Here is a 12,829-nt window from a genome sequence, read left to right as displayed (position 1 = left end):
AGCGATTCATGCAGGAACCTATATCACGCCAAGAGGCTCTAGAACAGGGAGTTTCGGTTAGTAGCTCCAAGCATCTTGCTGTCAAAAGTCCTGGGAAACCGCCAGATCGAGATATGGTTTGGATCAAGAGTGGCACTTTTATGATGGGGAGCGATCGCCACTACCCTGAAGAAAGCCCAGCTCATCAAGTTAGTGTAGATGGTTTTTGGATGGATCGCTACACAGTCACTAACAAACAGTTCCAACGTTTTGTGAAAGCAACTGGTTACGTGACTGTAGCGGAACGTCAACCCAAGCTGGAAGATTACCCAGGCGCAATACCGGAGTTATTAGTACCAGGCTCGGCAGTATTTGAGCAACCGAAATATCCAGTAACTTTGAAAACTTTAAGCTGGTGGGTTTACGTACCAGGTGCTAACTGGCGACATCCAACTGGTCCTAAAAGTTCTATCAAGGGATGCGAAAATTATCCAGTGGTACAAATTGCTTATGAAGATGCGCTTGCTTATGCCACTTGGGCTGGCAAATCTTTACCAACAGAAGCACAGTGGGAGTTTGCTGCACGCGGTGGGTTAGATGGTGCTGTTTATGCTTGGGGCAATGAATTTATGCCCAAGGGTAAGCGAATGGCAAACACATGGGAAGGTAAGTTTCCCACAACATACCGAAAACCACACCCCCCAGGAGCAGAGCCTGTCGGTTCATACCCTGCCAATGGTTATGGTCTTTTTGATATGATCGGTAACGTCTGGGAGTGGACAACAGACTGGTATCGACAACATCATCCAGAAAATAAAACTAAATCTTGCTGTATACCAGTTAACCCCAGAGGTGGAACCCAACAAGAGAGTATTGATCTAACTACACCATCACAAATACCCAGGAAAGTAGTTAAAGGTGGTTCCTTTCTCTGTGCGCCTAACTACTGTCAGCGATATCGTCCAGCGGCGCGTCATCCAGAAACGGTAGATACATCAACTTGCCACATTGGCTTTCGTTGTGTAATCAATATCTAGCTAGCTGTTTTAAATTGCTTTAAGTTATCTAAATAACATTTAATCTGAGAAAGTTAGCTAAGCTAATTACAGACACGACATAGTTACATCTGTTTAAATATCACTATATTTGCTTCTGGGTCGGGATCAAATACTTTGTGCGTTTACCATTGCTAATGACATTTGGCAACATAGCAAATCTTTTATTACTCTCTTGTGATATTACAAATATTCATAATAGAGATAAAACTTAACAATTTCTCAGAAAATGAATTGATCGCCTCATGGTGGTTCGTGATATGTTAAGTTGTGATTTTGCACACCATACTTCACCAGCAATTACACTGTCCTCCCAAACTAGGATAATCTCTTAAATTAAAGGTTGCTGCATCAAAGTCATTAGTACTGGCGATCGCCAACCATTCAACTTTACTACAGACCTTTATCCTTGCCCATCTTGTTTGCACTCAGACTAAATTGACCAAAGGAGATGAGAAATTGTTTAAGAAATAGTTAAAAAATCATGAGAGACAATTTTTAGTAATGTACGTTAGCCTTTGTATTGTGCCGCAGTTTATACTCTTGCGTCTCGTCGATATTCGTTGTATTTTCTCCTCTGAACAGATGTCAGTAGCTTTAGACATTCGCTATTCGGACGTTGTTGGCTATGTAAATAACATTGCGCAAAACCTGACCAAATGTATATTTCCACAGTATTCTCCCTAACAAGGAAGTACAACTTAAGCGATACCTCAAGTTAGTGAAATCAACCACATCTTTTTTCATTTAGGATAGAGTAGAAACAAATGTCAGAAATTGTTGACTTTTGTAATATATCTTCATATAATTTGAGGATATGTAGCGTCAAAATGAAAATAGTTCCGTATACGAAAATACAAAACCTTAGTGACAAGTTTATTCCAGTGGATGTTTGTTCCTAAGAAATTTAGGGAACCCTACTTACGTGTTAATTTGTGAGTAAAAACAATGAGTGTTAATACGGTGCCTTCTATTAGCTACTATTCTCTAGACGTGATTCAAGAAGAAGCACGCCGACTGGTGCAAAGAGGTTTAGTTAGTCGCCAGCAGCCAATTTATACCTTGTGCCAGTACATTCCAGCAAGAGAATGGGTGTGCATTGAGTGTGAGTTAGAAAAGTGCGACTTCTTGTTACGCGATCGCATTGCCGATCTGATTGGTCGAGAAGAATGGGAAAATGATTAATCAATTTTTTATTTCAGATTCAACCAGATAAAGAATAGGCAGCTAATGTTGCCTCTACCAATAAAAGTAAATTTTTTACCGGAGCAGTTTCAGGTGTGTGGCTGCTCCGGAATTTTTTTGTGATTTACGCGAATTGCTCCAAATACTGATTCAAATCTTCTAGAATGCGAGTGAGTTCAGCGGATGTAGTCAAGCGGATGTTGGGATCGCGTACAGTGAGTAGAACTTTAGCGGCGAAAGGAGAGGGCCAAATATTGGGATTACAAAAAATTTCGAGAAACACTTCCCCCGTGTAACGGTATTCCATTGGGCGTTGAGGACTAATACCGCCTTTGGAGGTGGTTTTCGCCGCAACAGCTTTTAAGCTTTGCATTAACTCATCCATAGCCGCCTTTAATTCCCGTGCTGCTTGAGGTGAAAAACTAAAACAGACAGAACCTTCCACTAGGTTCAATGTCAGATTACTTGGAGACATGAGCTATCTGTCAAAACTGTACATCAAAGATTAAGATACCCGACTTCTCAAAAAAGTCAGGTATCTTTTTGTTTTACAAAGATACTTGACTTATTCACGAAGTCGGGTATCTTTTTGTTTTACAGTCAGAGAACATGATATAAAAATCACTTTATGACTGTAGATCGTCGTGCCATAGTTCAAAGGGTTTTAATTATCACCCTCATACTTAACTTATTTGTGATGGGATTGAAAGCTTTTGTGGGGACAATAACAGGTTCTCTCAGTTTACTAGCTGATGCTTTGCATAGTGTAACAGATAGTGCTAACAATATTTTAGGATTGGTTGCCAGTAAATTTTCTTCTCCACTTCCTGACCGAGAGCATCCCTATGGACACCAAAAATTTGAAGCAGTGGGTGCATTGGGAATTTCTGCCTTCTTAGGCATAGCTTGTTTTGAAATTCTCCAAGGGGCAATGGAACGAATTATTAAAGGTGGGCAACCTGTGAAAATATCACCACCAGAGTTATGGTTATTACTGGTTGTGCTGGGGATTAATATTTTCGTAGCATATTACGAACGTGCTCAAGGTCATCGGGTCGGTAGCGCAATTTTAATTGCTGATGCAAAACATACCATGAGCGATGTTTGGGTAACTATTTCGGTAATTGGTGGTTTGATTGGTGTGTGGTTGGGCTATCAGTGGTTAGATGTAGTGTTAGCTTTTCCGGTAGCTTTGTTAGTATTTTGGAGTGGCTGGTCTGTTTTAAAAGAAAATTTACCAACACTAGTAGATCGAATGGCGATTGCACCAGAGGTAATTCATGCGATCGCCATGAGCGTTCCTGGTGTGATTAACTGTCATGACATCGCTTCTCGCGGTGTTGTTGGACACCAAGTCTTCATCGAAATGCATCTAATTGTGGATGAAAAGGAAGTAGAAACTGCACATAGAATTACAGAGGAAGTAGAAAAGCGGCTTGAGCAACGCTTCAGTCCTGTGCGGATTTTAATTCATGTAGAACCGCCAACTTACCAATCCAGCCACATCACCTTTTAGCATTCAATCTTGAGGAACTAAATTTACGATCACAGCGACTAAAGCTTCTGGATCGACTGGTTTAGCTACATGGGTTTGAAAACCAGCTTCAAGGGCGCGGACACGATCTTCGCTGTCAGCATAGGCGGTTAATGCTACTGCGGGTATACACCCACCTTTGTCAGCATTGAGAGCACGTATCTTGCGGATTAAAGAGTAACCATCTTCTCCCGGCATCCCAATATCACAAACTAAAACATTAGGTTGTATCTTTGGTAACACTTCCATCGCCTCTGCTGCTGATTTTACTGTGGTGACATTTGCTCCATCTTCTTCCAATACTGTAGAAATGTAGAAGCGGCTATCTTCGTCATCATCAACAACAAGAACTTTTAAATCAGCCAAAGGCAGGGAAGAAAGGCTGGCATCGGTATTAGCATTATTGCAAAGAGAATTTTCTCCCATCATTATTGTTCCCAATCTTCCCCCTGCTACTAATGTCCATTTTAATCAAATCAGCTATTCATAAAAATTATGTAGTCACACTGAAACCAATTAATTTTAATTGTGGTTAGAGTGAACATTATTCAACTTCTTGAATGCTTGATTAGCATGATAACATAAACTCATCATAATCAATGAGTTGACATGGACTTGGCAGCTATCACAAGAAGACGAAATTAATTGTTACTTTGTAGGTTGGGCAATGCCCAACCTACGTGTATTGCCATCAAATAGCCTTCGTTCAATTACTCCCACTCAATAGTCCCAGGTGGTTTAGATGTGATGTCATAAACCACACGGTTCACACCTTTTACCTCATTAACAATTCGGTTAGAAATAACTTCTAGCACATCGTAAGGTACACGCGCCCAATCAGCGGTCATTCCATCTTCACTTTGTACAATCCGCAAGACGATGGGGTAAGCATAGGTACGTTGGTCACCCATTACGCCTACACTGCGAATAGGTAGCAATACAGCAAAAGATTGCCAATATTCGTGGTATAGTCCGCGCTGGTTGATTTCTTGCCGAACAATCAAGTCAGCATCACGTAGAATATTTAACCGTTCAGCCGTAACTTCGCCTAAAATGCGAATTGCTAAACCAGGACCTGGAAAAGGATGACGTCTGACAATTTCTTCTGGTAAACCAATAGAACGCCCTACTTTGCGAACTTCATCCTTAAACAGTTTACGCAGTGGTTCCACTAATTTGAATCTTAGATCTTTAGGTAAACCGCCAACGTTGTGATGGCTCTTAATTTTTACTGCTACTCGTTCTCCAGTTTGTGGGTCAACATTGGTATTAGCAGATTCAATCACGTCTGGATATAAAGTGCCTTGTGCTAGATAATCGAAGGGCCCCAGGCGTTTGGATGCTTCCTCAAAAGTACTGATAAATTCGTGTCCAATTATACGACGCTTTTCTTCGGGATCGGTGACACCAGCGAGCGCGTTGAGGAAGCGTTCGCGAGCTTTGACATACTCTACAGGAATATGAAACTGCTCAGAGAACAACTTAATCAAGCGTTCTGGCTCGTACTTCCGCATAAAGCCTTGATCGATAAACACGCAAGTAAGTTGATCGCCAATTGCTTTGTGGAGCAAAAATGCGAGAGTAGAAGAATCTACTCCACCAGAAAGAGCTAAAAGTACCCTTTTATCGCCAACTTTAGCACGAATTTCGCGAATTGCTTCTTCAACAAAAGCAGCAGTTGTCCAAGTTGGTTCGCATTCACAGATGTGGTAAACAAAATTGCGGATCAGCGCAATACCACCTATAGAATGCACTACTTCGGGATGAAACTGAACACCGTATAATTTCTTTTCATGATCGGCGATCGCTGCACAAGGTGTATTCTCTGTATGTGCCAGTAATTCAAATCCTGGGGGCATTTGAGTTACAGAGTCTCCATGACTCATCCACATAGTTGTGCCATCTTCAACATTGGTGAGCAAATCTGTGGGATCGTCTATATACAACGACGCTTTGCCATACTCACCTCTGTCTGCCTTTGCCACTTCTCCACCCAGAAGTTGCACCATTAACTGCATCCCGTAGCACACACCCAAAATTGGAATGCCCAAATTCCAAATTTCTGGGTCGCAATGGGGAGCGCCATCATCATAAACTGAAGACGGACCACCAGATAAAATAATTCCCTTGGGATTGAGCTTACGTAATTGTTCCGCTGTGGTGCGATAAGAAAGAACTTCAGAGTATACTTGAGTTTCTCGAATCCGGCGGGCAATTAGTTCAGAATACTGAGAGCCAAAGTCGAGAATGACAATGATTTGGCGATTAATCTCCCCCAAATATTCCACTGTTTGGGGCGTTTGTTCGATTGGTAGAGTCACCGCTGTATTCATAATGGCATGTGAGGTAGGGATAATTTGAGGCAACGACAGTACTATGTCTTGCTTGTAACTTTCAGTTAATCTTGGACAAACTCACAGATTAAGTGCGTCTGTCTAGCTGATGAATTCGCGTGGGTATTAAGAAGAAAAAATTACCCTAGAGTGGTTACTTAAAAAGATGTTTATTTCAATTTTTGATAATTTTTATAGTAAATTAACATAATCTTGCATTTAAGTACAAGCAATTCCGTAGAGACGTTCCAGCGGAACGTCTCTAATTCTTTCTTATTCAGCACTTCAGTCCTGAAGCCCTGACTACAACCTTTATACTCCGACTTCCGACAATAGGGTTAGCATAGATTCCCAAGTCAATCCTTGTTGGATATACCTTGGGGATTCAGGATGATAAGGACTTGCTACTCGGTCTATTTTCACAATTTTCGCTTCATCCGGTAGCACAGGCACGTCAGGATCAAATGCAGTTGAACGCATTAAAGAACTAGAAAAACCTCGAAAAATGGCAATCTGATCTTCTTCACCTGCAATTTCCACGGATACAAGTAAAACTTCTTGGGGACGTTTAGTGGTGTATTGTTCGAGTCGCTTACCTATGGATTGCATTTGTCTTTTGACTCCTATACAGACGCTCCGGCGGAGCGTCTCTACAACTGACTCCTCTTTACTGTGTCGCTGATCGCCCTTGCTTGCCTAGCTTAATTATGACAAAGTAGCTTAAGTAAAGCACATAAGCTATTAAAGCAATAATACCGATAAAGCCGAGGAAACCTGGTTTGGTATTATGATGGAAATAATCTTTATAAAGTAACGGTGGCTCAAACCAGACACGGCAGAAGTCTGTTTTGATTGCTGTTTCCGAAAAAGCGCAAACCAAAAAAGGTATTGAGGCTAATGCACTTAAGCCGCAGTACACAGATACAGCCCAACGCCAAGAGGTAAAAATCAGCTTTAAAGGGGACATGGGCTGATCTTCTATTTCATCATTAAGATCCACCCAGAACCAGAGTGAAATGGGGATCAAAATCCTTGCCATCAATCCAGAAATAAAGCTAACTCCAAATTCCCCTATACCTAAGTATACCGTAATTGCTAGCAAACTTGACACCCGCCAGTAAATTATCAATAAGCGTTGTATCACTTCTGCTTTTTGTACCAACACCCAAATTAGTAAAATTACAGGGATAATTACCAGGAATAACAATGCTAAGCGGTAATCTAACCAGACTAACGGGCGAAACCAAACTTTGTCCATAATTTTTTCATACAAGGTTAATCATAAATATTACTTGCTTATAAGCTAACAGTCCCCCGATTTTTGATCGAGGGACTGTCAGAAAGAACAGAACTTAGCACTCAGCACTCAGCTTGGTAGAGTATTTTTCGGGACTGAGACTAAATTTTCTGCTGACAACTGAGTTCTGTTTTTCGGGCAAAAAATTAATCTTCGTAAACTCTACACTCATCTGCCTCTGGGTTGGCATCACAATACTTCTCAAGAGAGTTTTTGGGCTTAGCTTGGCGTCGGTGAGAAGCTTCTGCTTGCAGTTCTTCCACTGCATCCCAAGCCGCTGCACATTCTGCTGAGTTGCTACCTGATGTGTCACAGGTGGCACGGGCTTGCTCAACTTCTTGTTCAATTTGGTCTTGGATGTTGATGTTGTTCATTGTTTTAGTTTTCTGCTGTGTTGTTAATACTAGTATAGAAAAAGTTCAGTTTGGGATAGTTTTTGACACCATCTCTCTACTATTCTAGCTACTAAGTCACACTTGTTAGTGTTGGTCTTTTTGCAACCTTATTAATACAATAGTCTTTAATATCCGTATTTTAATTATTTTCATCTTTTAAGATTTTGCAGGTTATACTGTAAAGCATAAATTATACAATATATTAAAATTACATATAATAGGCGATCGCCACTTTATCTTATAAAATAGACAAGTTATGAATCAAGGATACAAAGAAGTAGCATCAACTGTGCGGATGAAATTTTGACTTACCCCAGAACATGAAAAATCACTCCCTCACTAGCCTAACAAAAAAAAGAGACCCAAACTCATGGCAGACACAATGCAGTGGGCAAACGCCCTATCAACCCGTCCTTCTTTAGAAGCAGCAGTAACAGAGGTAGTAGAGCGCTCCCAATCTTTATTAACTGCAAAAGCAGATCTTGGGCTGGTATTTATTTCGTCGGCTTTTACAAGTGAGTATTCCAGAGTGATGCCGTTGCTGTGTGAGCAACTTTCAGTACCCGTACTAATAGGTTGTAGTGGTGGCGGTGTAATTGGTACAACCAACAGGGGACAAACCCAAGAATTAGAAGCAGAACCAGCCTTAAGTTTAACTTTAGCGCATCTTCCGGGTGTAAATGTTCAAGGTTTTCATGTGATCTCTGAAGAATTACCTGATTTGGACGGACCACCAGATAGCTGGATTGATTTAATTGGTGTACCACCATCACCTACACCCCAGTTTATCTTACTCCCAGGCTCCTTCTCTTCGGGCATCAACGATTTATTACAGGGATTAGATTTTGCCTATCCTGGTTCTGTCAAAGTGGGCGGACAAGCAATTGGTGGCGGAATGGGTAGTCGCATTGCTTTATTTTATAATGGTAATCTCTACCGTGAGGGAATGGTAGGGGTAGCTTTGTCAGGAAACATTGTCTTAGAAACCATTGTCGCACAAGGATGCCGACCGATTGGTAAACCATACCAAGTTACTTCATGCGATCGCAACATCATTTTGGAGCTAGACGAGCAAATACCTTTAATCGTGTTGCGAGATTTGATTGCCAGTCTTTCCCCCGAAGATCGAGCTTTGGCACAGCACTCCTTGTTTGTGGGTTTAGCAATGGATGAATTTAAGCAAGATTTGCAACCAGGAGATTTTTTAATTCGTAGTATACTAGGAGTAGACCCAAATGCCGGGGCGATCGCCATTGCCGATTATATCCGCTCTGGACAGCGGTTACAATTTCACCTCCGTGATGCCCGTGCCTCTGCTGACGATTTAGAATTCCTGCTCATGCAATATTTAGATCAACGCACCGAAGATGAACCTTCCGCATTTGGTGCATTAATGTTCGCCTGTGTTGGGCGTGGTGAAGGACTTTACGGCAAACCCAATTTTGATTCAGAGCTATTTAGCCGTTACCTCAATGATACCCCATTGGGCGGATTTTTCTGTGGGGGCGAAATTGGACCTGTAGGTGGCAGTACTTTTTTACATAACTACACTTCCGTGTTTGGCATATGTAGGGCAATGGCTAATGGTTAATTGTTAATGGTTGATGGAAGACTGGTGACAATCAACAATCAACCACCAACAATTCCTACAGCAGCAGCGTCGTATTATTATCAATCAGTGCCGGAGTCCCTTCGGCAGTCACAGCACCATATTGCTCAAAATATCGTCCCACCTCTTGGGGAAAGTGGGTACAGTTAAATAAAGCATCCCCAGCGGCAATATTTGCCCAAAACTCTCTGAGGCTAGGAGCTAACTCTTGTGCTTGTACTAAAGGTAGGTTGAGAGGAGGGAGAGTGAGCAGTTTAATTAAGAAGGGGAAACTGCGATCGCCCATCCACTTTCGAGAAGTTTGTTGCAAATCAGGGAAATCTGGTACTGATTCTACACGATAAGAGGAAATTTGCAAACAGTCTCTACCGTGTTGATCTCGATTAAATTCTAACACTCGGTAGGGGTGAGGATAACTAACTAAAGAACCAGTTGTAATATCGTATACTCCTTGTGAGTAAGCCACATCTTGGACGTGCAAATGTCCAGTAAAAACTAATTTAACATTGTATCGCTGTAGCACCTCTAATAATTGGGGTGCATTTTCTAACATGTAACGATGTGCCATTGGATGGCTGGATTGATTAGGCAAGTGCTCAACTACATTGTGATGCACCATTACTAAGACTAATTCATCACTGTGTTGTGCTAGTACTTCCTCTAACCACTGTAGTTGTTTTTCATCCAAATGCCCGACTTGGTTTCCTTGGGCATTAAAAGAGTTGGAATTTAAACCAATCAACCTTACAGACGGCAATATCTGACAAGTGTAATAAAGTTCATCAGTATTGCTGTAGCCAAATTTATGGTAATAGTGAGGAAAATCAGCGCAGGCGATCGATTGAGCAGAAGCGACTACCACAGGAACGTCATGATTACCTGGAATAACGTAGACTGGAAACGGTAGTCTTGATAAACGTTCTTGCACCCAAGCATGATTTTCCGGTTCACCATGTTGGGTTAAATCTCCTGGCAGTAAAAGAAAATCTAAATTAAGTTGTGTTAAATGTTCTAATACACTTTCAAACGCTGGTATACTAACTTCCACCTGATGAAATCTGTCAGGGTGATTCCAGATGGTTTCGGGAAGTGCAATGTGCAAGTCGCTAACTATAGCAAAGCGAAAATTGAGAGTCATTGAAGTAATAACAATTTTAAAAGCCGGGTTCTAAAAACTCTTTTTCCTGAGTATAACCGTTGTTTAGCCAAGCTTTGCAGTCGGTGCATTACACTTTGTTAACGCACTACCCTATGAACAAAATTATTGGTTTAACACAAAATTCCGTAGAGACGCCCCGGCGGGGCGTCTCTACATAATTGTTAATTTATGATGAAATCATCTAACATATTTAAAATTTCCACATCTGCCTTCGGGTCGAATTTTCTCGCAAAGTGATAACTGCTATTTGTTAAAGTGGCATAATCTTGCTTTGTGAGAATACGAGGATGTCCTCCCCAAGTTTTGGCAATTTCAATAAAACGTTTATCATCATTACATAAGTTGAACTTTTTACTATTTACGAGAACAGTTTGAATAAAAGACTCATCAGAACAAACTGTTTTTTGATAATAACTAACTATGTGAGGATTTGTTTGGATAAACTGCCTGATATAGTCAGTACATTTTCGAGAAAGAGTATGCCACTGTCGCCCACCATAGCAAATAAATTGCTCCTTAAATGGGGTTGATTTACTGGGTAGACCAACCAAAGGACCGTAGGTAAGATAAAATTTTAAGGGTGTAAGTTTAATCAACCAAAGTTTCTGAATTTTGAGCAACAAGTTGTAGGTATAACGCCCAGGGATGCGCCAATACTTATAAAAATATCGCTCTAATACTTTCTCTTTGTCCCAAGGACATTCTTCTGAAAAAACATCCCAGTAACGGATAAAACCATCGTATTCTGTTTGCGCGAGAAAAGCTTCACTTTCGGCAAGTGATTGAGTCGGGTAATCTTGTCCAGATAAATAAACTAGCCAATCAAAATCTGAATTATGCTCCAACAACCAGTTGATAGCATTCAGGTATGGCTGTATTAAGGAAAAGTCACCGCGCAAGGGACGAAATTGAATTTTAAGCAGATGAACATCAGACAAATCTTGCAGCGGAGTTATATCTAAACTACTGCTTGTAAAGTCATGTCCAATGAGAATTTGTGCTGTAGGACTTGAATTTTTAATAGTCCGAACTAGCCGATAAATTTGTTGTGGATTTTTGTGGGTTTGAATGAAATAGCAAACTTTCATAATGTTTTGGGTAATAGTTTTTTGAGGTATAAATACTGAAAAAACAGCACCTGACGCAGAGAACGCAGAGGAAGAGAAGATTAAGAATGTTGATGAGTTGTTTGAGATTATTATGGTGAACTACGGAATTTTTTCAGAAGTCGAGTGTTTACTTTGAAAATAAAGTAGCGAGTCATTAAAAATATGTTTTGTTGCCAACTAGACGCTTTACACCAGTGATAGTATGCGGGAGTGGCAATATCTGTGAGAAAAGTGCGCCATTGGGCTGTGATATTTGTTGTTCCTCTTTCTTGTGCGCGGATGTATCCATTTTCAATCATTGCCTGACGTAAGTTATAATCGTCGCGTAGGCGTTTTAGTGTGGCGATCGCACTGTCAAGTGTTGCTACTTCTAGATAATCTAGTTCACTTTTACGTTCGTTGCGATAAGCTGATTCACAACCGAGTATGGCGGGAATACCAGCGTGCCAAGCGTTGTAAAGTTTGGACGGCGGTTTTGAAGCGTAAATTTCTCCGTTAAAGCTACGTACAGCAATTATTACATCAGTTTCACTGTAATCATGCCAATGCTGCGAGTCTACGATTTCCCACCGTAAACCTAAAGCGGCAAGTTCTTTTTCCCAGGTTGGTTGTTGTAATTCAGGTGCTAAAGTTCCTGTGACACCGTAGAAGGCAACTTTTTCAAAACGCTCACCACGAGATGAATCTCTTGGAATTAATCCAGGTTGAGGCCAATGGGGTAGGTAATGGCTTTTCCAAATCGGTAAAATTCTATGTAGAATTTCATCTTCAGGATTTTGGGCAATGTGTAACTGGGCGTAAGGGTGTGCGTCTTTATCTGCTTTGATACAAACAAGTAATAAGTTTGGGGATGGTTGGAAGTCGTCTGGTAAAAACTCGCGATGCGCTACGACTATACCAGAGTTGGGAATTGTCCCAATCAAATCACATTTTAAATCATCCGCTTTAAGATATAAATAGGTTTGTAGCGTCCAGTCATACCTACCCCTGCCGTATCGACTACCCCAAGCACTCATCCATTGCCAATATTCTTCTGGTTTTTGGGGCAAATTACCCGCAGGCCATTGTCGTTGAGGGATGTAAAAATAAATAGGTGGTAATTGATCGACCATAGTAGCTTAGAAAACCTGTTATGTACGCGAGTATAACCTCGGTTTTGTGAAAAAAGGAGAAT

14 protein-coding genes are annotated in these 12,829 nt (G+C 41.0%); 4 read left to right on the top strand and 10 right to left on the bottom strand.

Annotated features, from left to right (window positions below; all coding sequences use genetic code 11):
- The first annotated feature begins 8 nt into the window (after positions 1–8).
- A complete protein-coding gene (locus tag ICL16_RS06420) occupies positions 9–1,016 on the top strand; it encodes a formylglycine-generating enzyme family protein (RefSeq protein ID WP_190826028.1) in 1,008 nt (335 codons plus the stop codon).
- 308 nt (positions 1,017–1,324) lie between these two features.
- On the opposite strand, the gene ICL16_RS06415 is transcribed toward ICL16_RS06420, so the two are convergent.
- Positions 1,325–1,462, bottom strand: a complete 138-nt coding sequence (locus tag ICL16_RS06415) for a hypothetical protein (RefSeq protein ID WP_190826027.1) — start codon at positions 1,460–1,462, stop codon at positions 1,325–1,327.
- Between the two features lie 520 nt (positions 1,463–1,982).
- Here ICL16_RS06415 and ICL16_RS06410 point away from each other — a divergent pair.
- Entirely contained in the window at positions 1,983–2,219 is a 237-nt protein-coding gene (locus ICL16_RS06410; RefSeq protein ID WP_190826026.1) for a DUF4327 family protein, read from the top strand.
- Positions 2,220–2,343: 124 nt separating this feature from the next.
- Here the strand turns inward: ICL16_RS06410 and ICL16_RS06405 are convergent, their stop codons facing one another.
- Positions 2,344–2,694: a hypothetical protein gene (locus ICL16_RS06405; protein ID WP_190826025.1), complete on the bottom strand. Its 351-nt coding sequence runs from the start codon at positions 2,692–2,694 to the stop codon at positions 2,344–2,346.
- 153 nt (positions 2,695–2,847) lie between these two features.
- Here ICL16_RS06405 and cdf31 point away from each other — a divergent pair, with 153 nt between their 5' ends.
- Positions 2,848–3,735, top strand: a complete 888-nt coding sequence (cdf31, locus tag ICL16_RS06400; protein ID WP_190826024.1) for a CDF family zinc efflux transporter Cdf31 — start codon at positions 2,848–2,850, stop codon at positions 3,733–3,735.
- Positions 3,736–3,738: 3 nt separating this feature from the next.
- On the opposite strand, the gene ICL16_RS06395 is transcribed toward cdf31, so the two are convergent.
- The 5 genes from ICL16_RS06395 to ICL16_RS06375 all read right to left on the bottom strand — a co-directional run bounded on the left by ICL16_RS06395 (position 3,739) and on the right by ICL16_RS06375 (position 7,757).
- Positions 3,739–4,179: a response regulator gene (locus ICL16_RS06395; protein WP_190826050.1), complete on the bottom strand. Its 441-nt coding sequence runs from the start codon at positions 4,177–4,179 to the stop codon at positions 3,739–3,741.
- A gap of 284 nt (positions 4,180–4,463) precedes the next feature.
- Positions 4,464–6,086, bottom strand: coding sequence for a glutamine-hydrolyzing GMP synthase (guaA, locus tag ICL16_RS06390; protein WP_190826023.1), 1,623 nt, complete (start codon positions 6,084–6,086; stop codon positions 4,464–4,466).
- A gap of 312 nt (positions 6,087–6,398) precedes the next feature.
- On the bottom strand, positions 6,399–6,695 hold the full coding sequence (locus ICL16_RS06385; RefSeq protein WP_190826022.1) for a DUF7734 family protein: 297 nt from the start codon (positions 6,693–6,695) through the stop codon (positions 6,399–6,401).
- Positions 6,696–6,753: 58 nt separating this feature from the next.
- Positions 6,754–7,344, bottom strand: a complete 591-nt coding sequence (locus tag ICL16_RS06380; RefSeq protein WP_190826021.1) for a DUF3177 family protein — start codon at positions 7,342–7,344, stop codon at positions 6,754–6,756.
- A 185-nt stretch (positions 7,345–7,529) separates the two neighbouring features.
- A complete protein-coding gene (locus tag ICL16_RS06375) occupies positions 7,530–7,757 on the bottom strand; it encodes a Calvin cycle protein CP12 (protein ID WP_190826020.1) in 228 nt (75 codons plus the stop codon).
- A gap of 391 nt (positions 7,758–8,148) precedes the next feature.
- On the opposite strand from ICL16_RS06375, the gene ICL16_RS06370 reads away from it, so the two are divergent.
- Positions 8,149–9,369, top strand: a complete 1,221-nt coding sequence (locus ICL16_RS06370; protein WP_190826019.1) for an FIST signal transduction protein — start codon at positions 8,149–8,151, stop codon at positions 9,367–9,369.
- A gap of 55 nt (positions 9,370–9,424) precedes the next feature.
- Here the strand turns inward: ICL16_RS06370 and ICL16_RS06365 are convergent, their stop codons facing one another.
- From ICL16_RS06365 to ICL16_RS06355, 3 genes are all read right to left on the bottom strand, one after another.
- Positions 9,425–10,525, bottom strand: coding sequence for a metallophosphoesterase family protein (locus ICL16_RS06365; protein WP_190826018.1), 1,101 nt, complete (start codon positions 10,523–10,525; stop codon positions 9,425–9,427).
- Positions 10,526–10,707: 182 nt separating this feature from the next.
- Complete coding sequence (locus tag ICL16_RS06360) at positions 10,708–11,634, bottom strand: beta-1,6-N-acetylglucosaminyltransferase (protein WP_190826017.1); 927 nt, start codon at positions 11,632–11,634, stop codon at positions 10,708–10,710.
- Between the two features lie 110 nt (positions 11,635–11,744).
- Positions 11,745–12,767, bottom strand: a complete 1,023-nt coding sequence (locus tag ICL16_RS06355) for a glycosyltransferase family protein (RefSeq protein ID WP_190826016.1) — start codon at positions 12,765–12,767, stop codon at positions 11,745–11,747.
- Between the last annotated feature and the right edge of the window lie 62 nt (positions 12,768–12,829).

Origin of the sequence: Iningainema tapete BLCC-T55 (assembly GCF_014698965.1) — a bacterium.
Lineage (GTDB): Bacteria > Cyanobacteriota > Cyanobacteriia > Cyanobacteriales > Nostocaceae > Iningainema > Iningainema tapete.
This window is presented reverse-complemented; position numbering and strand designations above follow the sequence as displayed.

Bases quoted from the DNA above. Each gene is read 5' to 3' on its own strand.
- ICL16_RS06380 (WP_190826021.1), bottom strand. From the start codon at position 7,344: ATGGACAAAGTTTGGTTTCGCCCGTTAGTCTGGTTAGATTACCGCTTA.
- ICL16_RS06385 (WP_190826022.1), bottom strand. From the start codon at position 6,695: ATGCAATCCATAGGTAAGCGACTCGAACAATACACCACTAAACGTCCC.
- ICL16_RS06395 (WP_190826050.1), bottom strand. From the start codon at position 4,179: ATGGGAGAAAATTCTCTTTGCAATAATGCTAATACCGATGCCAGCCTT.
- ICL16_RS06375 (WP_190826020.1), bottom strand. From the start codon at position 7,757: ATGAACAACATCAACATCCAAGACCAAATTGAACAAGAAGTTGAGCAA.
- ICL16_RS06355 (WP_190826016.1), bottom strand. From the start codon at position 12,767: ATGGTCGATCAATTACCACCTATTTATTTTTACATCCCTCAACGACAA.
- ICL16_RS06410 (WP_190826026.1), top strand. From the start codon at position 1,983: ATGAGTGTTAATACGGTGCCTTCTATTAGCTACTATTCTCTAGACGTG.
- guaA (WP_190826023.1), bottom strand. From the start codon at position 6,086: ATGAATACAGCGGTGACTCTACCAATCGAACAAACGCCCCAAACAGTG.
- cdf31 (WP_190826024.1), top strand. From the start codon at position 2,848: ATGACTGTAGATCGTCGTGCCATAGTTCAAAGGGTTTTAATTATCACC.
- ICL16_RS06405 (WP_190826025.1), bottom strand. From the start codon at position 2,694: ATGTCTCCAAGTAATCTGACATTGAACCTAGTGGAAGGTTCTGTCTGT.
- ICL16_RS06370 (WP_190826019.1), top strand. From the start codon at position 8,149: ATGGCAGACACAATGCAGTGGGCAAACGCCCTATCAACCCGTCCTTCT.
- ICL16_RS06360 (WP_190826017.1), bottom strand. From the start codon at position 11,634: ATGAAAGTTTGCTATTTCATTCAAACCCACAAAAATCCACAACAAATT.
- ICL16_RS06420 (WP_190826028.1), top strand. From the start codon at position 9: ATGCAGGAACCTATATCACGCCAAGAGGCTCTAGAACAGGGAGTTTCG.
- ICL16_RS06365 (WP_190826018.1), bottom strand. From the start codon at position 10,525: ATGACTCTCAATTTTCGCTTTGCTATAGTTAGCGACTTGCACATTGCA.